The organism is Brachybacterium sp. AOP24-D1-21 (assembly GCF_052378665.1).
Classification (GTDB): Bacteria; Actinomycetota; Actinomycetes; order Actinomycetales; family Dermabacteraceae; genus Brachybacterium.
Genome location: NZ_JBQSXX010000001.1, coordinates 2,342,771 through 2,363,822 on the forward strand (window position 1 = coordinate 2,342,771; position 21,052 = coordinate 2,363,822).

17 protein-coding genes and 1 pseudogene are annotated in these 21,052 nt (G+C 70.0%); 12 read left to right on the forward strand and 6 right to left on the reverse strand.

What is annotated here, in order from left to right; genetic code table 11:
- Positions 1 to 24: 24 nt before the first annotated feature.
- Together ACT3UF_RS10430 and ACT3UF_RS10435 are read right to left on the reverse strand one after the other, a co-directional pair.
- Positions 25 to 945: an extracellular solute-binding protein gene (locus ACT3UF_RS10430; RefSeq protein ID WP_444608314.1), complete on the reverse strand. Its 921-nt coding sequence runs from the start codon at positions 943 to 945 to the stop codon at positions 25 to 27.
- A gap of 514 nt (positions 946 to 1,459) precedes the next feature.
- Complete coding sequence (locus ACT3UF_RS10435; protein WP_444608315.1) at positions 1,460 to 2,119, reverse strand: hypothetical protein; 660 nt, start codon at positions 2,117 to 2,119, stop codon at positions 1,460 to 1,462.
- 148 nt (positions 2,120 to 2,267) lie between these two features.
- On the opposite strand from ACT3UF_RS10435, the gene ACT3UF_RS10440 reads away from it, so the two are divergent.
- Positions 2,268 to 3,449 (forward strand): McrC family protein, encoded by a 1,182-nt coding sequence (locus tag ACT3UF_RS10440; RefSeq protein WP_444502419.1) that lies wholly within the window; start codon positions 2,268 to 2,270, stop codon positions 3,447 to 3,449.
- Between the two features lie 88 nt (positions 3,450 to 3,537).
- Here the strand turns inward: ACT3UF_RS10440 and ACT3UF_RS10445 are convergent, their stop codons facing one another.
- A complete protein-coding gene (locus ACT3UF_RS10445; RefSeq protein ID WP_444502420.1) occupies positions 3,538 to 3,843 on the reverse strand; it encodes a hypothetical protein in 306 nt (101 codons plus the stop codon).
- 292 nt (positions 3,844 to 4,135) lie between these two features.
- Here ACT3UF_RS10445 and ACT3UF_RS10450 point away from each other — a divergent pair, with 292 nt between their 5' ends.
- The 4 genes from ACT3UF_RS10450 to ACT3UF_RS10465 all read left to right on the forward strand — a co-directional run bounded on the left by ACT3UF_RS10450 (position 4,136) and on the right by ACT3UF_RS10465 (position 9,911).
- The gene (locus ACT3UF_RS10450) at positions 4,136 to 5,710 is read left to right on the forward strand and encodes an alkaline phosphatase D family protein (protein ID WP_444502421.1); all 1,575 of its coding nucleotides are present in this window, start codon (positions 4,136 to 4,138) and stop codon (positions 5,708 to 5,710) included.
- A gap of 23 nt (positions 5,711 to 5,733) precedes the next feature.
- Positions 5,734 to 6,576: a polysaccharide lyase family protein gene (locus ACT3UF_RS10455; protein WP_444502422.1), complete on the forward strand. Its 843-nt coding sequence runs from the start codon at positions 5,734 to 5,736 to the stop codon at positions 6,574 to 6,576.
- Between the two features lie 166 nt (positions 6,577 to 6,742).
- Positions 6,743 to 8,161 carry a plasmid pRiA4b ORF-3 family protein gene (locus ACT3UF_RS10460; protein WP_444502423.1) on the forward strand — a complete coding sequence of 473 codons (1,419 nt, stop codon included), beginning with the start codon at positions 6,743 to 6,745 and terminating at the stop codon, positions 8,159 to 8,161.
- 61 nt (positions 8,162 to 8,222) lie between these two features.
- The gene (locus ACT3UF_RS10465; protein ID WP_444502424.1) at positions 8,223 to 9,911 is read left to right on the forward strand and encodes an ABC-ATPase domain-containing protein; all 1,689 of its coding nucleotides are present in this window, start codon (positions 8,223 to 8,225) and stop codon (positions 9,909 to 9,911) included.
- A 21-nt stretch (positions 9,912 to 9,932) separates the two neighbouring features.
- Here ACT3UF_RS10465 and ACT3UF_RS10470 read toward each other — a convergent pair whose 3' ends face one another.
- Positions 9,933 to 10,280 carry a hypothetical protein gene (locus ACT3UF_RS10470; protein ID WP_444502425.1) on the reverse strand — a complete coding sequence of 116 codons (348 nt, stop codon included), beginning with the start codon at positions 10,278 to 10,280 and terminating at the stop codon, positions 9,933 to 9,935.
- Positions 10,277 to 11,293 carry a hypothetical protein gene (locus ACT3UF_RS10475; protein WP_444502426.1) on the reverse strand — a complete coding sequence of 339 codons (1,017 nt, stop codon included), beginning with the start codon at positions 11,291 to 11,293 and terminating at the stop codon, positions 10,277 to 10,279. The genes ACT3UF_RS10470 and ACT3UF_RS10475 overlap by 4 nt, the downstream gene beginning before the upstream one ends.
- 193 nt (positions 11,294 to 11,486) lie before the next feature.
- Between ACT3UF_RS10475 and ACT3UF_RS10480 the strand changes: the two are divergent.
- The 3 genes and pseudogenes from ACT3UF_RS10480 to ACT3UF_RS10490 form a co-directional block, all read left to right on the forward strand.
- A pseudogene (locus ACT3UF_RS10480) lies at positions 11,487 to 11,585 on the forward strand (hypothetical protein); the annotation flags it as partial.
- Between the two features lie 62 nt (positions 11,586 to 11,647).
- The gene (locus tag ACT3UF_RS10485) at positions 11,648 to 11,932 is read left to right on the forward strand and encodes a ribbon-helix-helix domain-containing protein (RefSeq protein ID WP_087484810.1); all 285 of its coding nucleotides are present in this window, start codon (positions 11,648 to 11,650) and stop codon (positions 11,930 to 11,932) included.
- Positions 11,929 to 12,243, forward strand: coding sequence for a type II toxin-antitoxin system RelE/ParE family toxin (locus ACT3UF_RS10490; protein ID WP_444608316.1), 315 nt, complete (start codon positions 11,929 to 11,931; stop codon positions 12,241 to 12,243). Before ACT3UF_RS10485 ends, ACT3UF_RS10490 begins: the two co-directional genes overlap by 4 nt.
- A gap of 54 nt (positions 12,244 to 12,297) precedes the next feature.
- Here ACT3UF_RS10490 and ACT3UF_RS10495 read toward each other — a convergent pair whose 3' ends face one another.
- Entirely contained in the window at positions 12,298 to 15,723 is a 3,426-nt protein-coding gene (locus ACT3UF_RS10495) for an exonuclease domain-containing protein (protein ID WP_444608317.1), read from the reverse strand.
- 87 nt (positions 15,724 to 15,810) lie between these two features.
- On the opposite strand from ACT3UF_RS10495, the gene ACT3UF_RS10500 reads away from it, so the two are divergent.
- The 4 genes from ACT3UF_RS10500 to ACT3UF_RS10515 all read left to right on the forward strand — a co-directional run bounded on the left by ACT3UF_RS10500 (position 15,811) and on the right by ACT3UF_RS10515 (position 21,008).
- Entirely contained in the window at positions 15,811 to 15,981 is a 171-nt protein-coding gene (locus ACT3UF_RS10500) for a hypothetical protein (RefSeq protein WP_444502430.1), read from the forward strand.
- A complete protein-coding gene (locus ACT3UF_RS10505) occupies positions 15,978 to 16,907 on the forward strand; it encodes a ribokinase (RefSeq protein WP_444502431.1) in 930 nt (309 codons plus the stop codon). Before ACT3UF_RS10500 ends, ACT3UF_RS10505 begins: the two co-directional genes overlap by 4 nt.
- Positions 16,904 to 17,287 (forward strand): D-ribose pyranase, encoded by a 384-nt coding sequence (gene rbsD / locus ACT3UF_RS10510; protein WP_444608318.1) that lies wholly within the window; start codon positions 16,904 to 16,906, stop codon positions 17,285 to 17,287. The genes ACT3UF_RS10505 and rbsD overlap by 4 nt, the downstream gene beginning before the upstream one ends.
- Positions 17,288 to 17,555: 268 nt before the next feature.
- Positions 17,556 to 21,008 carry a DEAD/DEAH box helicase gene (locus ACT3UF_RS10515; protein ID WP_444608319.1) on the forward strand — a complete coding sequence of 1,151 codons (3,453 nt, stop codon included), beginning with the start codon at positions 17,556 to 17,558 and terminating at the stop codon, positions 21,006 to 21,008.
- The last annotated feature ends 44 nt before the right edge of the window (positions 21,009 to 21,052 follow it).

A 21,052-nucleotide genomic window follows, 5' to 3' on the forward strand; every position in this document is an offset into this window, starting at 1 on the left:
ACGCCAACGACGCGACGCTCCCCATCACCACGAACCGGGAAGAGCCGCATATCCGACTTTGCCCTTGATTGCCGAGTCGTCGCTCTCGAAGACGTCGGCGGCCACTGTGGCGTCGTAATAGATCGCCGCACCGCCGCTGGACATGAGGTTGAGAGTCTCGGTGAACCCGTTCGAGGTAGCCTCCGCAGCCCCGGTTTCGCGTTGCAGCCGCTTATAGAACTCGAGGGCCTCGGCCATCTCTGGTGACTCGTACCCGGGAGTCCAGTTCATATCGGCGATCTGCCCCCCGTAGGCGTTCATGATCGTGTTGAACAGGTACATGTTCTCGCCGTATCCGGCCTTGCCGCGGATCGCCATGCCCACGGTCCCTGCCCCCGGGCCGTGCAGAGCGGCGGCGAACTCCTGGACGTCCTCCCAGGTGGGCTCCTCAGGCATCTTCAGCCCTGCCTCCTCGAACAGGTCTGTGCGATACATCAGCATCGTCGACTCGCCGTAGAAGGGCATCGCGGCCAAGCCTTTCTCCTGCGAGGAGTAAGCAGCGATGTTCGCGGCGATGAGGTCCTCGGCGTCGTACTCGGCGGCGGCATCCTCATCCATGCTGTCCAGCAGCGGCTGGAGGGGCTGCGTCCAGCCGTTGTCGAGATAGGGGCCCGCATCTGTGCTGCCGAGTGTCACCACGTCGAATTGGCCACCTCCCACAGAGGCGTCCTGCTGGATCTTTGAACGGATGTCATTCTCGGTGAGCATGACGAACTCGACCGAGATGCCGGTCTTCTCCGTGAACTCCGGCACGTATTCTTTGAGGCGCATGAATGGCCCGTTGTTGACCGAGGCGACGACGATGCTCGATCCTCCCGCACTGCCACTGCTGCCGTCGCCGCAAGCGACCAGGGCTCCAGCGCCGATCACCGATGCCGCACCCGCGACGAAACTGCGCCTGCTCACTGCACCCATGGTTGCCTCCTTGCAACGTGGCGGGGCGTCACCCGCCTCTCACTTTCGTTCATCAACCGAACATCTGGAGACTAGAGCGAGCTTCATTCGAGCTGCAAGTGCCGGCTGCGAAGGCGAAATATTCGAAGATCGAAGCTAACGGAGCAGTTGCGTGGGATCCGGACAAGGGTGGCGTCGCTGTCTCGCGGCATCCGGCCCCGCAAGCGGCTTGCAGCCGGAGATGCGTCCTTCATTGCGGCACATCACGATTCCGTAACACTCGACCGGTGATGAACATGGTGCAGCCGAGCCGCGTGGCGAGTGCGCCGATGCGTGCCGGGTCATATGGCCTCCGAGCGCATGCGTGCCCCTGCCCATCGACGGTGGAGGGGAGCGAAGGTCCTGCGCTCGAGGATCCCACCAAATGGTCCGTAGGCTCGGCTGATCGCAGGCCCGCGGTGTGCTGAACCATCGCGGGGGTGGCGCGCGAGCTGTGGCGTGCTCATCCGCTCGCGGAATCACGTGGTTACTGGCCGACCCACCCCAGAAACTCCTCCGCCACGGCCACCGGCTTCCCCCACTTCGCCGCGTTCTTCGCCTTGCTGGACTGCGACCCGGCTTCGGCGACCACGAGCACGTCGGTCTTCGTCTTCGTGAGCGTCGGCACCGTGACGAGTCCGCGGGACTCGGCCATGCGGTGCAGGTCGTCCTTGTCGAGCGGTCCGTGCGCGGGGGAGTGCACCGTTCCCGAGAAGCAGACCCGCGCTCCGGCGATCAGCACTGTTGCGACGTCCACCGGCCCGTCGGCTTCGAAGCCGTCGGGCAGCACGCTCACGCCGTAGTGCTGCTCGACCCTGCGCAGGCGGTCCACCACGTCCTGGTCGGGGGAGAGCACCCGCTGCCAGGTGCCGGTGAGCAGGCGCGCGAGCACCTCGGCGGCGTCGTCCTCTGCGGTGAGGTTCCCGCCCACCACGAAGCCCGTCGGCGCCGTCATCCCCTCGGCTCCGGTGGTGCGGGAGAGCAGGTAGCCGTGCCCGTGGACGAGCTGTCGGAACGCGGTCCCGGTCCCGGGCAGCTCGTTCCCGGCGCGGCGCACCCGCTGGGCGCCGTCGCGGACAGCGCGGGCCCGCTCCAGCGCCCGGACTCCAAGATCGGGCCGTCCTACTTCATGCGCTCCACGGTGCACCGCGGAGGCGGTCTCGAACGCACCTGGAGGACTTCGATCCTGCCGTTGCTCGAGGAGCACCACTTCGGGGAGCTCGACGCGAGGGCCGTCAGGAGCCGATACGGCCTCGACGCGCTCTCGACTGTGGTCGACAGGTCTGAGCCCACTGGTGCGTCGCCTCGAGCTGACTGAGGGCGACCCCGCGCGCACAGTCGAGCTCTCTGACGACGAAGCACAGGCGCTGGCCGGTGCGGGCCTCGCCGTCGTGAGCCGCGCTCCGGGTGAGGTCCTCTGGTCGGTCGCCGCGGGCAGGAAGGTCGGCGTCGTACACGCGGGCGACATGCAGGTCAGTGTGCGGCCCAAGATCCCGGTGGACCGGCTCGTCTTCCTCATGGGATATGCCTCGGCACCGAAGTTCTGGCGGGCCCACTCGGTGCATCTCGACGTCGAGGAAGAGCTGCCCCAAGCCCTCGCACGCACCTTCGCCCGGCTGGCCACGAAAGCGACCGAACAGGGCCTTCTGCAGGGCTACCGGAGTGTCGACGCCAGCCTGCCGGTGCTGCGTGGGCGGATCCGGGTGACTGACCAGATCTCTCGCCGATTCGGGACCGGGCTCCCGCTGGAGGTCTCGTATGACGATTTCACCGTCGACATCGCTGAGAACCAGATCCTGCTCGCTGCGGCCACGCGGCTGCTGCGAATACCTGGATTGGCAACTCGAACCCGGCGAGGAATGCAACGCCTCCGGCTCCAACTGACCGGGGTCTCCGCTGTCCGTCGAGGGGACGTCCTCCCACGGTGGAATCCGTCGCGGCTGAATACGCGATACCAGCCGTCGCTCCGCCTCGCCGAACGCGTTCTCGCTGGCGAATCCTTCGAGCAACGACGAGGCCCCCTCCACGTGGACGGCTTCATCTTCGATATGTGGAAGATCTTCGAGGACTTCATCGGCGTCGCACTGCAGGAAGCTCTGGCGTCGCACGGATCTGCGTCGTTGCAGCATCGGATGTACCTGGACCGAGCCCGGCGCGTCGACCTGCGGCCCGACTTCGTCTGGACCTCCCACACTGGCCAGCAGGCCGTCGTCGATGCGAAGTACAAGGCGGAGAAACCTGCCGGCTACCCACAGGCCGATCTCTACCAGCTGCTCGCCTACTGCTCGGTGCTGGGCCTGCGCGAAGGTCACCTGGTGTACGCCAAAGGGAACGAGCCTGAGCTGGTGCACGAGCTCCTTGGCACGGACGTCGCGATCCATTGCCATACCGTGGATCTGGAGCAACCGCCGTCCAGATTGCTCGGACAGGTGCTCTCACTCGCACACCGGATAGCTTCCCTGCCCGGCGACGGCTGACATCGATCTGAGTGGGTCAGTCCGATACTGCGCAGAACGGATGCGTTGCTGACCGAGCACGGTCGGGATGCTGAATCGTCGAGAAGGACTAACCGTCACTCCCAGCCAGCGCTTCACGGATGATCCGCGCGTAGTCGACCTTGCTCTCGATCTCGTGGACCGTGGGTTCCGGATCTCCGGGCACAACCACCACCCACCGGGTGAGCATTCCCGTGGACATCTTCCCGATCACGATGCGGCCGCGCTCGGCGAGGTCAAGCGTGAGGTACGGGTCAGTGTCCCCGTGATGGAGACGATCCTCGAGGCCAGGGAGCTCCTCGAGGATCCAGCCGCGGATCCGCTCGAGGTCGTAGAACAGGGTGGCGGCGTCCGTGATGTCGCGGGTGGGGAACATCGGTGATCCTCTCGTCCGGCCCCGATCATGGGGTCCTGGTGTGGTCGCGTCGAGCGTTCCACAGGGGTACGACGTTCGGCATCACACCGGTGCTGCCCGGTGGATAACTCCAGGGGCCGACATGTCTCTAAGCGCCCGATCAACCGCACCTCGTCGTCGGTGGAGAAGTCGTTCCATCGCACGGCGCGCCCTTTCCGCGGGGAGCGTCATCCACAGCCCCGCCAACCCGTCGCCGGACCGTCTCGTCCCGTTCACGGGGACGCCATCACGGCCGTATAGCGTCGACGAAGACATGCCGTCGAACTCCGGAGCCACCATGCTGTCCCCTGCCGTCCCCATGTCCGTCAGCCGTCGTCGGCTGCTCCAGCTGAGCGGCGCCTCCGCCGCCGCGATCGCGCTGGGGATCGATGCCCCGCAGGCGCAGGCGGAGACGCCCCCGGTCAAGGAGGGCCTGTTCGGGCTCGGGGTCGCCAGCGGTGCGCCCCGCCCGGACGGTGCGGTGCTGTGGACGCGGCTGGCCCCCGAACCCCTCGCCGAGGACGGCCACGGCGGTATGGACCTCACCGATGTGCCCGTGCGCTGGCACGTGGCCCGTGACCCGGAGCTGCGCGACATCGCGGCCCGTGGCCGGGCCCTCGCCCTGCCGCAGCTCGCCCACGCCGTCCACCCTCGCGTGGAGGGACTGGAGCCCGGGACCGACTACTACTACCAGTTCACGGTGGGCCGGCAGAAGAGTCCCGTCGGCCGCTTCCGCACCCTGCCGGCCGCCGGCGCGGAGGCCGAGTCCTTCTCCTTCGGCCTGGTCTCCTGCCAGGCCTGGTACCACGGCCACTTCACCGCCTACCGCCACCTCGCCGAGGAGGAGGACCTCGATCTGGTGGTGTTCGTCGGCGACTACATCTACGAGTACGGCATCACCGAAACCAACCTGTGGCGGCAGGGCGCGGCGGTAGGCCCCGCGCACGAGGTGGAGATCGAGACGCTCGAGCAGTACCGCCTGCGCTACGCCCTGTTCAAATCCGATCCGCACCTGCAGGCGGTGCATGCGCGCGTACCGGCGATCGCCGTGTGGGACGACCACGAGGTGCAGAACGACTACTGGGGCACCCTGTCTGACACCGGTATCCCGGAGGACCTCTTCGCCCATCGCATCGCCGTGGCCTACCGCGCCTTCTACGAGAACATGCCGCTGGATGTGACCGCGCTGCCGGACGGCCCGGACACCGATATCACCACCGGCTTCGACGTCGGCGCCCTCGCCCGCTTCTCCCTGCTGGATTCTCGCCAGTTCCGCGATCCCGAGCCCGCGGACCGCGAGGAGCAGTACGCGTCCGAGCGCACCATGCTGGGCACCGCGCAGGAGGAGTGGGTGACCGGTCGCCTCACCGACACCCCGGCCACCTGGAACGTGCTGGCCAACGGGGTGGTGCTCGCCGCGATCCGGGAACAGACTTACGGCCAGTGGGATGGCTATCCGGCTGCGAGGCAGCGCCTCTTGGACGCGATGGCCGAGTCCTCGAACCCTGTGATGCTCACCGGGGACATCCATAAGCATGTGGCCGCCGAGCTGCTCGCCGACTTCACCGACCCCGGCTCCGGCACGATCGGCGTGGAGCTGGTGTGCACCTCGGTCGCCTCCGATGGGGACGGCTCCGCCGACGCGGGCAACCCGGGCCTCTGGCTGGGCCACGAGCATGTCAAGCTCTACGACGGCCGCCGCGGCTACGTGCACGTGCGCCTGACGCCGCAGGAGATGATCTCCAGCTTCTTCGTCGTGGACTGGGTCGAGGCCGACGACACCGCCCCGAAGCAGCTCGCGGCACGCTTCGCCACGCCCGCCGGCGACCCGCAGCTGATCCCGGCCTGAGCCGACTGACGAAGGAGACAGCCATGAGCCCTCAGCCCGGAACCATCACCTCGCTGCACGCCGCACCTGCCGTTGCCTCGACGACCCTGACCTGGGACCCCCTGGGATGGGATCCGCTGATCGACCACTTCCGCATCTACGCCGTCGCCGGCGAGAGCGCGCCTCCCGAGCCGGACGAGGAGGACCTGCTGGGCAAGACCGTCTACCCACGCTTCGTGCATGACGGCCAGGACCCCGCCGGGGAGACGTGGACCTACCGGGTGCTCGCCGTCTCCGACGCGGGCCTGCGCAGCGAGCCCGGCGAGACGGTCACCGCCAGCTCGCTCGCCTCGGTGACCTCGACCGGCCGCGCCGTCGCCACGATCGGCGACTTCGACGGCCGCACCCTCGAGCACCGTCACGCCCCTGCCGGCTACACCCGCATCCCCGGAGAGCATCCCGAGGCGGTCATCGAGTACGTCCAGGGGGCCGACACTCCGGGCGAGGCCTGGCCGTACCTGCTGCCCGGACCGGGCGATACCTGGGCCGGCTCCCGTGACTACCGGGCCCGCTGGACCCTCGCCATCGAGGATCCGCAGATTCCGCACGATCTCGCGCTCTGGCTCGTGGACACCACCCGGCTCGGCGGGACGCTGCGGATCAGCGTGGATGGCGAGCACATGGCCGACGTGGAGCTCCCCCTGGGGGCGACACGGGGCTCGCGGGAGGGCGATGCGAACGTGCCCGGCACCGCGCTGATGCCTTCGTATCACGAGCTGGAGATCCCGCAGAGGATGCTGCCCGTGGGGGAGTGCGAGATCGAGTTCCACCTGGCCGCCGGAGGCTGGGTGGCCTGGGACGCGATCGGGGTGTTCGCCCGCGAGTGACGGGGCCCGTCGGCCCACGTCATCACCCAGAGCGGCTGCGTGCTGCTCGAGGAGGGGATCGTCTGACTCATCGGCCGCAGCGGACCCTTCTCACGTCCCGCCGTGACCTCACGCCTCGCCGTCGCACGACACTTCTGCAGCGAGCCCGCACCGGTACCGTGACCCCATGCCCTCGCCCGATTCCCCCGACCACGAACACCTGCGCCAGTTCCGCGCGCAGCTCAGCGAGATGAGCTCTGAAGAGATCCACGGGGGCCTCAACGGATTGCTCGACCCGTCGGGCAGAACGATGCGCCGCCCGAAACGGCCGGACCTGCGCCGCCCGCCGCTCGAGGAGCCCGCTCTGCTCACGCTCCGCGTGGACCTCGAGCATGCGGTCCCGCCGATCTGGCGCCGGCTCGAGCTGCGCTCGGATCTCACGCTCGAGGAGGTGCACGGGATGCTCCAGACCGCTTTCGGCTGGTTCGATGCGCACCTATGGCGCTTCGCCGCCGGCGGGCACCCCTTCGACCTCGACTCGCAGCTGTTCCTGTGCCCGTTCGATGTCGAGGAGGGGGAGGAGGAGGGGCTGCCCGCCTCCCAGGTGCGGTTGGACGAGGTGCTCAGCACCAGCGGAGACCGTCTGGCGTACGTCTACGACTACGGCGATGACTGGCAGCTGCGGCTGCGGCTGGAGTCCGTGCGCCCGGCAGGGGACGGCTCTCCGCCCGTCCGCGCCCTCAGCGGGCGGCGTGCCGCGCCGCCCGAGGACTGCGGCGGGCTCACCCGCGCCGAGGAGCTCGCCGAGGTGCTCTCGGATCCGGCGCACTTCGACCTCGCCGAGCTCCAGTGCTCCCTCGAACTCGCCGATGTCGACCCCGAGACGTTCGGCGCCCCTCCCGTGCTGACCGCGGTGCTCGGGCGTATCCCACCCTCCCCGCTGCGGGAGGACCTGCTCGCCCGGACGCTGCTGATGACTACAGCCAGCCGGACCCCGGAGCTGGATGAACGTCGCACCGCGCTGCGCGCCGTCTCCTGGTTCGTGGACCGTGCGGCTGCGGGCGGCCTGGATCTGACCTCTGCTGGCTACCTCGCACCCCAGCTCGTCGAGGCGGCGAGCCAGGTGGTGCCGGAGATGATCGACTGGATCGGGAAGAACAACCGCGAGATCAACGCGATCCCGCTGCTCCACTTCCGCGAGGCGCTGAAGCACTTGAAGATCCTGCGCACGTTCAAAGGGCAGCTGCTGCCCACCCGTCGGGCGCGTCCGGCGGTGGATGACCCCGACACCCTGTGGTCCCTGCTCGCCGAGTCCCTGATCCCGGCGCCGGGCTCCTTCGCCCACGATGCCACGGTGCTGCTGCTCGCCCACATCGGCTCCACCCCGAGCGGGGCCGCCGTGGATCCGCGCGCGACACCGGCTGCTCTTGACCGGCTCGGCTGGCGCACCCGCGAGGGCGGAGCCGTCGACCAGTGGATGGTGCGCGACCTGCCCGCCGCGATCGTGCTGCGGAACATCACCCCGGAGCAGGGAAGGCGCGCCGTACGCGGCAGCTGGTCCGATGTGGCCAGGGCGCTCGCACGGGAGGCGCTCGCGCAGGGGTGAACTGCACACGGACGCGCCCGGCGCGTATGCAAGGGGCAGCGACGTCGTGTGTGATGGACCCATGACCGCCGACGCCACTGCGCTCACCCGCACCCTCACCACGATCGACTCCCGCGGCTACGGCACCTACAAGCAGCTGAAGGGCAGCTACGACCTGGGCGTGTGCCGACTCGTGGTCGACCACGTGCAGGTCGACCCCTACGCCCCGCCGTCCCTGATGCGCCTGATCGTCGATCGCGCCGACGCGGACCTGCCGGAGGACCTGCTCTCCGATCACCGCGGCCGTGTCGCGGTCACTGACTTCCTGGCCCGCGCGATCGCCGACGCCGCCGCGACACTGGGGGAGGGGGTGAGCACGGGCGCCCCGGGGCAGGAGGTGCTCGAGCGCACCAGCGTCGCACTTGCCTTGGAGGGTGTTGAGGCGCGGCTCGCGGTCCCGCTGCCCGCAGCCGGGCGACGGATCCGCGGCCGCCAGGCCGCCCGTCTGCTCACCGAGCACCTGCCGCACCTCGCCCGTGCGGCCCTGCTCCACACGAGCCTGGATGCCGAAGCGCTCCGGGACCACGTCGCCCTCCACCGCGACCAGGAGGCGCTGCGCGACCAGCTCGCCGCGCGGGGCCTGGTGGCCTTCGTCGGCGACGGCGCGATCCTGCCCCGCCGCGCCGGTGACTCGGACCTGCCGCTCACCGGCGGCGCCGTCCCCTTCCAGAGCCCCGACTCGCTGCGAGTCTCCTTCGACCTGCCCAGCGGCCGGAGCGTGAGCGGGATGGGCGTGCCGGACGGCGTCACGGTGATCGTGGGCGGCGGCTACCACGGCAAGTCCACGCTGCTGCGCGCGCTCGCCAAGGGCGTCTACCCGCACCGGTCGGGTGATGGCCGCGAATGGGTGATCACCCGGAACGATGCCGCCGCGATCCGCGCCGAGGACGGCCGCGCCGTGACCGGCGTGGACATCTCGCCCTTCCTCACCGGCCTGCCGTCCGGCACCGACACCCGCGCCTTCTCCACCACCAACGCCTCGGGCTCCACCTCCCAGGCCGCCTCCCTCGTCGAAGCGGTCGACGCTGGCGCCTCCGCGCTGCTGATCGACGAGGACACCGCCGCCACCAACATGATGTTCCGCGACGAGCGGATGCGCGCCCTGGTCCCGGCCGAGCGCGAACCCATCACCCCGCTCGTGGACCGGGTGCGCCCGCTGCTGAGCGAGCGCGGCGTCTCCACCGTGCTGGTGGCCGGCGGCTCGGCCGCCTTCCTCGACGTGGCCGATCACGTCATCGTGCTCGACGAGTACATCCCCCGCGACGTCACCGCCCAGGCCCGCGCGCTCGCCGAGGAGCGTGCACCGGCGCCGACGGCCGACGTGTTCGCTGCTGCGCGCCCCCGCATCCCGGCGCCGGGCACGCTGCGCCCGCCGGGCACGAAGAAACCCGCCACCGCACGGGGCCGGGACACGATCCGGATCGGCCACGAGCACCTCGACCTCGCCGCCGTCTCCCAGCTGGTCGACGCCGCCCAGACCCAGGCCATCGCCCACGCCCTGGACCGCCTCGCCGAGCTGCTCGACCAGCCCGGACCAGGCGCTGCTCCGCTCACGCTCGAACAGGCGATCACGACGCTGTGCGAGCGGATCGACGCCGAGGGACTCGACGTGCTCTCACCCCACCGCGGCCACCCCGGCCACCTCGCCCGGCCCCGCCCGCTCGAGCTGCACGCGGCCGTGAACCGCTGGCGGGGGCTGCGGCTCATCTGACGAGCCCGGCGGCCATGCCGATCAGCGCGTCGTCGACGTCCCTGCCGGACGCAGCTCCAGATACACGACAGCGCGGTCCGCGGCAGCGATCTCCGCCCCGCCAGCTCCCGGTGTCGCCGGGTCGATGTGCGCGAGCTGCAGCACGCCGTGAACGCCCAGAGCGACCTCATCCCCGATCTCCAGCAGCACGATCTCGCGGCCTTCCGGGACCGTGATCTCCAGCTGCGCCCGCAGCCCTTCGCCACCATCGGGGAGTTCCCCGACGCGTGCGGAAAGGACTCCCACCTCCACCGCTGCGAGCATCGCCCGGGTGGATTGGAGGATCCTGGCGCGCGTGGTGCCGTCATCCGTGGTCATGGTGCTGGTCATCGCAGTGCCTTCCAGGGCCCGCGGGCCCACTCGGAGGAGGGTGGCACGACGTGCGTCGCGTCCATGTTCTGGCCGAGCTGCTCATCGCTCAGATGCAGGCGGCGGTCGCCGTTTTTGCCTCCATAGTGATCCCCGGCGCCCCACGGGTTCTCGAGCACCACGTTCCCCTCGGCGTCGACTCCGGTCATCACATATGCGTGGTTCTCGACCAGAGGCGGATCGGTCGCCGTCCTGCCTTCGGTCCCGAAGATCACGGTGTAGCCCTGATCGTGGAGGTATTGCGCGGCGAACTGGTTCAGCTCGACCCCGTCGGAGTAATCGTAGAAGCCGCCGATGCCGTTCTCGACGTCGGTCTCGGCACTGAGCGGCACCATCATGGTCGGTGCCGGGACTCCGGTGATCGCCTCGATCATCGCTTCCGAGTAGCCCGAGTACGTGCCGTCCTCCTGGAGGACCCCGTGCCGGATGAGCGCCGCCTCGAACAGCGTCATCCAGTTCTGGCGGCCATCGGAACCCCTCGCCCCCTCGGGCAGCACGTCGCCCTCGACGGTGTGGACCACGGGACGACCGTTCTCGAAGAGCGTCACCTCGTACACCCCCGGTGAGACCTGCTCGAGGTTGTTCATGAAGAACTCGGCATCCTGCTCGGACAGCCCGCCGAGCAGGGCGATCGTGACGCAGTTCGGGATGCCGCGCTGATTCATCGCCGCAATGCCGAACTCGGACGGGTCATCGATCGGGATGTCATCGCGGATGTCGGTGCGATCCTGAAGGGGCCACTTGCCGCCGTCCTCCCACCACCAGATGAACGCCTCGCCGGTGTCGTCGTACTCGGCGGCCCCGGCCTGCCCGCCGCCCGCCGCCTCGGTGCTCGAGGCCTGCTCCTGCTCGTCGGCATGACTGCGCAGCTCGTCACCGCGCCCACGCAGCTGGTCGGACACCTGCTCGGCGTCGGTGACCGCCTGCTCCAGACGCTCGCGGAACTCGTGGGCGTCCTCTCCCTGCCACTGCATGCTCCTGGCTGCGGTCTGCAGCGTCCCGACCATCGCGCCGAGCCGTTCCGCCCCAGACCCGACCCGCGCCGCGCACCCCCGCAGCGCCTCCACATCCGCCCCGTGAAACACCGCTGCCCCCTCGTCACCGTTCCTGATGGTCCACGAATGTAGTGAGAGATGAGGGGGTTGCCCATGGGGAGAAGTCCCCGGACACCTCGCCCGGCCGCGATCGCTCGAGCTGCACGCGGCCGTGAACCGCTGGCGGGAGCTGCGGCTCGTGCGCGGATCCGCCGCGTCGGGCGTGAGATGACCACTGTGCACAGCGGACGCCCAGGAGTAGGATTGAATCCTACTCATGTGGCAGGAGGCGCCATGCGCACTACGAAACAGCTCAGCATCACCCTTCCTACGGGCATGGCTGATGCGGTGAAGGAGCGCGTTGCATCGGGCGCGTATGCGAGTGAGAGCGAAGTGCTCCGCGATGGACTGCGCGCCCTGTTCGCGCGCGATGAGGCTGTGGAAGCTTGGCTGCGCTCTGACGTCGTCGCAGCGTACGACGAGCTGCGCGCCGATCCGTCGCAGGCGATCAGCGCCGACGACATGCGCGCGCATCTTGCGATGGTCCACGAGGAGCGCACTGCGTCGAGCGGGGCATGAACCGTCGTGTCGTCTACGCTCCGCGAGCACGAGAGCAACTGACCGACCTCTATACATGGATTGCAGATGAGTCCGGATATCCGGAACGCGCTGCTGGCTATCTGGCCGCGATTCTCGATTACTGCGACGGATTGGTCGTCTTCCCGTACATCGGCGTTGCGCGCGATGATCTCCGGCCCGGTCTGCGCACAATCGGATTCCGTCGTCGAGTCGTGATCGCCTTCGCGGTGACAGAGGAAGCCGTCGAGGTGCTTGGCGTCTACTACGGCGGGAGCGACTACGAAGCCCTCATCGCCGCAGAGCTCGAGTAGTCGCCCCGAAGCGCAGGCGGTGCCTCAGGGCGTACTTCTTTGTGCTGATCGCACCTACCCCACCCACTCCAGGAACTCCTCCGCCGTCAGCATCGGCTTGCCCCACCGCGCCGCGTTCTTCGCTTTCGTGGACTGCGACCCTGCCTCGGCCACCACCAGCACATCGGTGCGCACCTTCGTCAGGTTCGGGACGGCCACGAGCCCGCGCGCCTCGGCCATGGCGTGCAGCTCCTCCTTCTCGAGCCAGCCGTGCCGCGGGGAGTGGACGGTGCCGGAGAAGCACACCTTCGCGCCCGGCACCAGCACGTCGGCCGCGAGCACGGGCCCGTCGGCCTCGAAGCCCTCCGGCAGCACACTCACCCCGAAGTGCTGCTCGACCGCGCGCAGACGCTCCACCACCTCGGCGTCGGGGGAGAGCACCCGCTGCCAGGTCAGCTCGAGAAGACGCGCGAGCATCGCGGCGGAATCGTCCTCCGCGCCCAGGTTGCCGCCCACCACGAAGGCCGTCGGCGCCGTCGTGCCGGAGGTCCCGGACGTGCGGGCGAGCAGGTACCCGTGCCCGCTCGCGACCTGTCGGAATGCCATCCCGGTGCCCGGCAGCTCGCCGCCGTCGGCCCGCACCCGGCGGGCCGCATCCCGGATCGCGCGGGCCCGTTCGAGCGCCGTCGGCGCCGCGAGCCGCCGACGCTCCTCGGCAGTCAGCAGACGCTCCGGCACCTCGATCCCCAGCGGCACCGGCTCCACGATCCCGTTGCGCTTCAGCTCGAAATCGACGTGCGCGAGCTGACGATCCACCCCGACACCCACGGGCACCCGGCCGGCCAGCAGCGCCGACAGCGCCGGCCACGCCTCGGCCAGCAGCGGCGCAAGCTGCACGTCCCGCGTGGTGAGCCCGAACTCGTCCCGCGCGGAGAACAGATCCGAGGTGGGGTTGATGACGGTGGAGATCTCGTCGCCGTCGTCGGTGACCACCGCGATCTCCACCGGCCGGGGCCGCCACCGATCTCCGACGGTGCCCACCGTCAGCACCGACAGGTACGCCTCGCCGAGCGTGTCCGTCGCCGCGGCGCCGGTGGCGAGATAGCGGCGAACCCGCTGATCCGTCTTCAGATCCCGCGGAAGCACCTCGCGCTTCAGCACCAGCCCCTCGAGGCTCGTGCAGCGCGACAGCGCCACATACAGCTGACCGTTCGCGAAGGTGCCTCCGGTGAGGTCCACGACCACCCGGTCCAGGGTCTGCCCCTGGGACTTGTGGATCGTGATCGCCCACGCCAGCTTCATCGGCAGCTGCGTGAACGTGCCCACGATCTCGTGCACCAGCGAGCCGCCCTCGACGCTCGGCCGGGTGATCTCCCAGGTGTGCTCGCGCACGTGCTCGGTGCGGCCGTCGCGCAGCAGCACCGTGACCACGGGCCCGTCCTCATCAGCACCGATCGCCGTGATGCGGCCCAGGGTGCCGTTGACCCAGCGGTCCGACGGGTCATTGTTCAGCAGCATGACCTGCGCGCCCACCGCGATCCGCAGCGTCTCCTCGGTGGGATGCTCGAACCCGTCGGTGCTGCCGGTGAGGCGGGCGGTGAACGTGAGTGCCGGATCCGGCAGCCGCTCCAGCATCTGCCTGTTCCGCGCGCCGACGATCCGGTTGGTGGTCGCGAGTGTCAGCCAGAACTCATCCAGCGCAGGCTCGAACTCGGCGTCGGTGCGCAGGTTCAGCTCCGCCCGCGCATCCTCCAGCAGCGTCCCCTCCCGCACCGCGTTCAGCAGGTGCACGAGCGCGTCATCGCCCTGCTGACGGAACACCGTGGACAGCTCCACCACCGGGAACGTCTCGGTGTCGAAGGAGCGGGCGGAGAAGAAGAACGGGGTGCCGAAGCGCTCCTCGATCCAGCCCGCCTCCTGATCGGTGACCACCGGCGGCAGCTGGTACAGGTCCCCCACCAGCACCAGCTGCACCCCGCCGAAGGGTGTGCCGGGCCGGGGCCCGTAGAGCTCCAGCGCGGCGGTGAGCGCGTCGAACAGATCCGCCCTCACCATCGACGCCTCATCGATGATCAGCGTGTCCAGGTTCTTCAGCGCCTTCGCGAAGCGGCCCGGGTAGTAGCCGGGACCGCGCACCGTCTCCTCGGTGACGCCGAGCGGGAACGAGAACAGGCGATGGATCGTGTACCCGTCCACGTTCAGCGCCGCGATCCCCGTGGGGGCGACCGTGATCGTGGACCGCTCGGTGTGCTCGAGATAGTGGCGGATCAGCGTGGACTTGCCCGTGCCCGCCTTGCCGGTGAGGAACAGGTGATGGCCGGCGTGCAGGTGGTCCAGCGCCGCCCGGAAGTCCTCGGTGATGGTGAGCGGCGCGGCGGCAGCGGGCGGTGCCGGCGCCGCAGCGGGGCCCGGCGTGTCAACTGCCGCGGACGCCGGCACGTCAACAGCCAGCTGACGACCCAATTTCTGCGATTCTTGGTTCGCCAGCGGGCTGTTGCGCTGCTCCGCCGGGGCCGCCGCCGGAGCCGCAGCCGCCGAAGCCGCCGCCGGGCCCACCGCCGCGGGGGCGGCGCCGCTCACGCCCATCGCGGCACGGTACTGCGCGGCCAGCTCGGCCTTGATCCGCCCGCGATCACCGACGGCGATGCCCTGTGAGCGGGCCCAGGCCCTGATCGCGGTGGGGGAGAGGTCAACGGGGCGAGCGTCGCCCGCCGGCACCGGAACGGGTGCCACCGCCGCAGCGGGGGACGGCGCACCACTTGCCGCGGACGCTGGCACGTCGACAGCCAGCTGACGACCCGTTCCGGGCGGATTCTGGTTCGTCAGCCGGCTGTCGCGCTGCTCTGCGGGGGCTGCCGCACGCAGTGCCCGCGTCGCCGTGAGCGGGGCGTCGTAGCCGGTCTGCGCATCCAGCGCCAGAAATCGCTCGAGCAGCCCTGCCGTCGCCGCCGCATCCCCGAGCGCCGAATGCGCCTGCTGATGGGGCACGCCCAGCGCCGCGCAGCACTCGGCGAGAGTGCGTCGCCGCAGCTGAGGCAGGTACAGCGTGCTGCCCTGCAGGGTGCAGTAGGTGGAGAAGCGCGGCATCGGCATCCCGGCACGGGCGAACTCCGCGCGCAGGAACTCCACGTCGAACTCGGCATTGTGCGCGACGACCACGAAGCCCTGCAGAGCGATCCCGATCGTGACCGCGAGATCCGCGAAGCGGGGTGCGCCGGCGACATCCGCGTCGGTGATCCCATGGATGTGGGTGGCACGCACGGGAATGCCGGGGTTGATCCGCGTGCTCCAGCGGTGAAGCTCCCGTCCGTGCACATCGGTGTGCACGATCGCGATCTCGAGGATCCTCTCCCGCGAGGGGTCCAGCCCGGTGGTCTCCACATCGAGCACGGCGAAACGCGCCGCGGAGGCAAGGGACGGGGAGTCGGCACCGAGCTGCGACGACGAGCGCTGGCGAAGACGATCACGCAGCCCCACAGCCACCCCTTCCGTGCAGTCCATCGGACGTCCCCCTGATCATCCCAGACGGGGCCGACCGATGAACGGCCATGCGTATCCTGGCTCGACCACAGCATGAAAGGCCTCGTCATGACCGATCGAACCCAGCAGCCCGCCGAAGAGCCCGTCCCTGAGACCGGCGAGCCGCCGATCCCCACCCTCGAGGAGGACCAGTCGATGGCGCCCCGCCCGGAGGAGGAGGTCGCGGACCAGCTGCGGTCCGAGCCCGACCCGCACGGTCGCCCTCACGACGACGAGTGAGCCCGGCCGGCGTGATCACGGTGGTCGGCTCGATCAACGTCGACCTCATCGCCCAGGTGCGCAGGCACCCGCTGCCGGGGGAGACCCTCCACGGCACCGGCGGGCAGATGCTGCCCGGCGGCAAGGGCGCGAACCAGGCCGTCGCCGCCGCCAAGCTGGGCGGGGACGTGCGGATGATCGGCGCGGTCGGCACCGACGCCCAGGCCCAGGTGGGTCTGACCGGTCTGCGCGCCGCCGGGGTGGACCTGACCGGCGTGCGCAAGGTCGAGGGGCCGACGGGCCTGGCCATCGTCACCGTGGCGGAAGACGGTGAGAACTCCATCGTGGTGATCGCCGGCGCCAATGCGTCGGTGGACGCCGCCCAGGTGGCGTCGGCGAAGAAGGTGCTCGAGGCCTCCGCGATCGTGGTGTGCCAGGGCGAGATCCCGCGCGACGGGATCGAGGCCCTGCCGGCCCTGGTCACCGGACGGTTCCTGCACAACCCCGCCCCGGTCATGGAGCTCGACCCCGCGGTGCTTCGCGCCTCGAACCCACTGGTGGTCAACGAGCACGAGGCCGCCCTGGTCCTCGCGCAGCTCACTCCTGGTGCCGACGGGACGGGGGACCCGGAGCAGATCGTCGCCGCACTCCGCGACGCAGGGATCGCCTCGATGGTCCTCACCCTGGGGGCACAGGGCTCCCTGGTGGCTGACGCCGACGGACTCCACCGCATCCCCGCTGCCCCGGTCACCGCGGTGGATACCACCGGCGCCGGCGACGCGTTCATCGGTGCGCTCGCCGTGGGCCTCGCCCGGGGCGAGTCCCTCCTGGCCGCTGCCCGCCTCGCCTCCCAGGTGGGGGCGTACGCGGCGACCGGCAACGGCGCCCAGCCCAGCTACCCCAGCACCGGCGACGAGCTGCCCCCGCTCGCGGAGGTGAACGCATGAAGCGCGGCGGGATCCTCCACCCCGAGCTGTCCGCGCACCTGGCCCGCCTGGGCCATACCGACACCTTCGTGATCGGTGACGCGGGCCTGCCCGTGCCGCCCGGGGTGGCGCGCGTGGACCTCGCGGTGACCCTCGGCGTGCCCGGCTTCGCCGAGGTGCTGGATGCGATCCTCGCCGAGATCGAGGTGGAAGGCGCGGTCATCGCCACCGAGGCAGCGGGCTCGCCGGCCGGTGCGCTGTTCGATGCCCGCCTCCCGGGCGCCGAGACGGTGCCGCATGAGGAGTTCAAGCAGCTGACCGGTCAGGCACGGTTCGTGGTGCGCACGGGGGAGACCACCCCGTACGCGAACGTGATCGTGCGGTGCGGGGTGCCGTTCTGACCTGGAGGTATCACTGCTAGATCGGCAGCGTGAAAGCGGGGGCATCCACTGACCGATGGGTGCCCCCGCTTCGGCGTGCACGGGGTGCGTCTCGGGATGGCGCGTGGGCCGCCCTGACTCGCAGAATCTCGTGTCAGCCCGGTGAGGCGGGATACTTCACCCGAGTCTTCTCCAGCTTGTCCAGCACGATCGGGACTGCCGCACGATCAGGTGACAGTCCGATCCGACTGGCTGCCCCGATGCCCGCCCTCCGTGCCACCATGCTGCTATGAGCGCTGATTCCTCCCTGCCGTATGTGAGCGAGCAGGACATCATCCGCTTCACCGGAACGACCGCCGCCCAGCGGGGCAAGCGCTACAGCCGCTCGGGCGCCGTCGGGAGGGTGGCCTGGGAGGAGTCCGCCACCTCCACCCGGGCAGGCACGCTCACCCTGGAGGGCGAGGTGCGCGGGACCCGCGCTCAGCCGTACCGCACCCAGGTCACCCTGCGGGAGAACCGCGCTCGGACCGCAACGGCGGGCCCCTCGATGTCGCTGGGGCTGACGGCCCGAGAGCCGGTCGACTCGTGGTGCAACTGCCCGGTGGGCACGGCCTGCAAGCACGCCGCGGCTCTCATGTACACCGTGACCACCGAGGCGATGCGCAGTGGGCTGCTGCGCGCTTCCGACGACGGTCTCGGCGACGCTCTCGACGACGCTCTCGATCACGCACCGCGCGCACCGCGATCCCGCGAGATCTCGCCGCCACCATCCCCTGCACCGTGGCGCCGCACCCTGGCACCGCTGATCGATGTCGCCACGAGCCGTGAGACCACGGCGTTGGCGCTCGGGGTCGAGCTCCGGGCCGGCGCGCGCGGGCACGCCGTCTCGCGGTACTCCTCGGTCCCCGCGACGACCGCGAGTGTGGAGAAGGGGGCACTGCTCAGCGTCGGGCTGCTGCCCCTGCGCGCGGGGACCGCGAAGCCATGGATCAAAGGCGGCCTGTCCTGGAGCGCCTTCCAGTACTCGACCTCCCAGTACCCGACCGCCCACTCCGAGTACCCCGCGGAACACGCCGAGCTGCTGGGCCGGCTCGCGCGGGCAGCAGCCCTCGACCAGCCGTACGGCGGCTACTCCGACGAGCGGCTGCTCCTGGACGATCTGCGCTCCCGCGACGGCTGGGAGCTGCTCGGTCAGGCAGTCCGCGCAGGGGTTCCGCTGGTCGGCATGGGAATCATCGCGGACGTCACCTGGCAGGACCCGGCCCACGTGCACCTCGAGGTCCAGGCCGACGGCGGTGATCTCCTCGTCTCCGCGATGGCCGAGATCGACGGCGTGCCCCGCACCGATCTGCGCCCCGCCGGCCCCGGCGGGTTCATCGACGTCAGGACGGCTCCCCGCGCCACCAGCGTGCAGGTGGTGCTCCATCCCGCCGCGAAGCCCATACCCGAGACCGTGCGCCGGCTGCTGGAGCACGAGGACACGCTGCGGATCCCGGCACCCGATGCCGAGGAATTCCTTCGCGACGTCGCCCCGCAGCTCCGCTCCGTCATCGAGGTGACCAGCACGGACGCCTCGGTCGAGTTCCCAGAGCCGGCCCCGGCGCGTCTCGAGCTGGAGGTGCGGCACCTGTCCGAGGACCGGGCCGAGCTGCACTGGGCATGGGCCTACGATGCTCCCCGCCGAAGAGCCCCCCTCAGCCGCGAGCTGAGCGGGCCGCGCGACGCCGTCCATGAGGGCGCGGTGCTGGAGTCCGTGCGCGAGCACTGGGAGGACGCGGCCACCCGGGCCCAGCAGCAGCTCGCCGGTGTCGATGCCGCTGCCTTCGTCGACCAGGTGCTGCCCGCGCTGCAGACGCTCGAGCACGTCGACGTCCGCGAAATCGGAACCCGACCGCGCTACGCCGAGCTGCGGGGAGATCCGTCGCTGCGCATCTCCCAGACCGAATCCACGGACCCGCAGGACAACGACTGGTTCGACCTCGGGTTCGAGGTCACCATCGGCGGCCACCCGGTGCCCTTCACCGCTGTCTTCACCGCCCTGACCCGGGAGGAGCCCTCCGTGCTGCTTCCCGACGGCACCTACTTCCAGCTGGACCATCCCACCTTCGACCGGCTCCGGACGCTGATCCAGGAGGCCGGGACGATGGACGACTGGGAGCCCGACTCCCAGCGCATCAGCCGGTACCAGGTGAGCCTGTGGGACGAGCTCGAGGATCTTGCCGACGAAACACTCGACACCACGGCGTGGCGCGAGAGCGTCGGCGCCCTCAGAGCCCTCGAGCAGATCCCGGTGCCGGAAGTGCCGGCAGGACTGCAGGCGACGCTGCGCCCCTACCAGCACGAGGGTTTCGCGTGGCTGTCCTTCCTCTACGACCACCATCTGGGCGGAATCCTCGCCGACGACATGGGACTGGGCAAGACCCTGCAGACCCTCGCCCTGATCATGCGCGCCCGCACCCTCCGCCCTGACGCGCCACCGTTCCTGGTCATCGCGCCCTCCTCGGTGCTGTCGGTGTGGAAGTCCGAGGCCGAACGGTTCGCCCCGCAGCTGGACGTGCGCATCCTGGACTCGACCACCGCTCGACGCGGCAGCACGGTCGCCGAGGCCGCAGCCGGCGCGGACGTCGTCGTCACCAGCTACACCCTGCTGCGGATCAACGAGGAGGACTACACCGCTCCGGACTGGGACGGCCTGATCCTGGACGAGGCGCAGTTCGTCAAGAACCGCGCGACCAAGGCGCACCGGGCTGCCCGCCGCATCCGCGCCCCATTCCGCCTGGCGATCACCGGCACCCCGATGGAGAACTCGCTGTCGGACGTCTGGGCGATCCTGTCCCTCACCGCGCAGGGCCTGTTCCCATCCTGGCAGCGCTTCCGGCAGGAATACCTCACGCCCATCGAGCGTGCCGAGTCCGATGAGGAGGAACGCCGGCTTTCCGAGGAACGCATGGGCCGGCTCCGGCGACGGATCCGCCCGTTCATGCTGCGCCGCGGCAAGGACGCGGTGGCGTCGGACCTGCCCCCGAAGCAGGAGCAGGTGGTGAGGGTCCCCCTGCAGCCCGCCCATCGGCGGCTGTACGATCGCGTGCTGCAGCGCGAACGGCAGAAGATGCTGCGCCTGCTGGAGGACATGGACCGGAACCGGTTCGTCGTGTTCCGCTCCCTCACACTGCTGCGGATGCTGGCGCTGGACCCGGCGATCGTCGCCGAGGAGCACGCGAAGGTCCCTTCCTCGAAGCTGGACGCGCTGCTGGAGCACCTCGACGAGATCCTGGCCGAGCAGCACCGGGTGATCATCTTCAGCCAGTTCACCTCGCACCTGGCGCGAGTGGGCCAGGCACTCGAGGACCGGGGCGTGCGCTACGCCTACCTCGACGGCTCCACCCGCGATCGCGCCGGCGTGATCGACTCCTTCCGCAGCGGCGACCAGCCCGCGTTCCTGATCAGTCTGAAGGCCGGCGGGTTCGGCCTCACCCTCACCGAGGCCGACTACGTGTTCCTGCTGGATCCCTGGTGGAACCCCGCCGCGGAGGCGCAGGCGGTCGACCGTGCCCACCGCATCGGGCAGACGCGCAGCGTCATGGTGTACCGCATGGTCGCCGAGAACACCATCGAGGAGAAGGTGCTGGCCCTGCAGGAGCGCAAGGCCGCGCTGTTCAACGCGCTGACCGACGGGAACCAGGCCTTCAACGGCACCCTCACCGCCGACGACGTGCGGGAGCTGCTCGCCGGCGATGGGTGAACGCTGCAGTGCGCCGGCGGACGCAATGTGCTGCGGCGACCGGA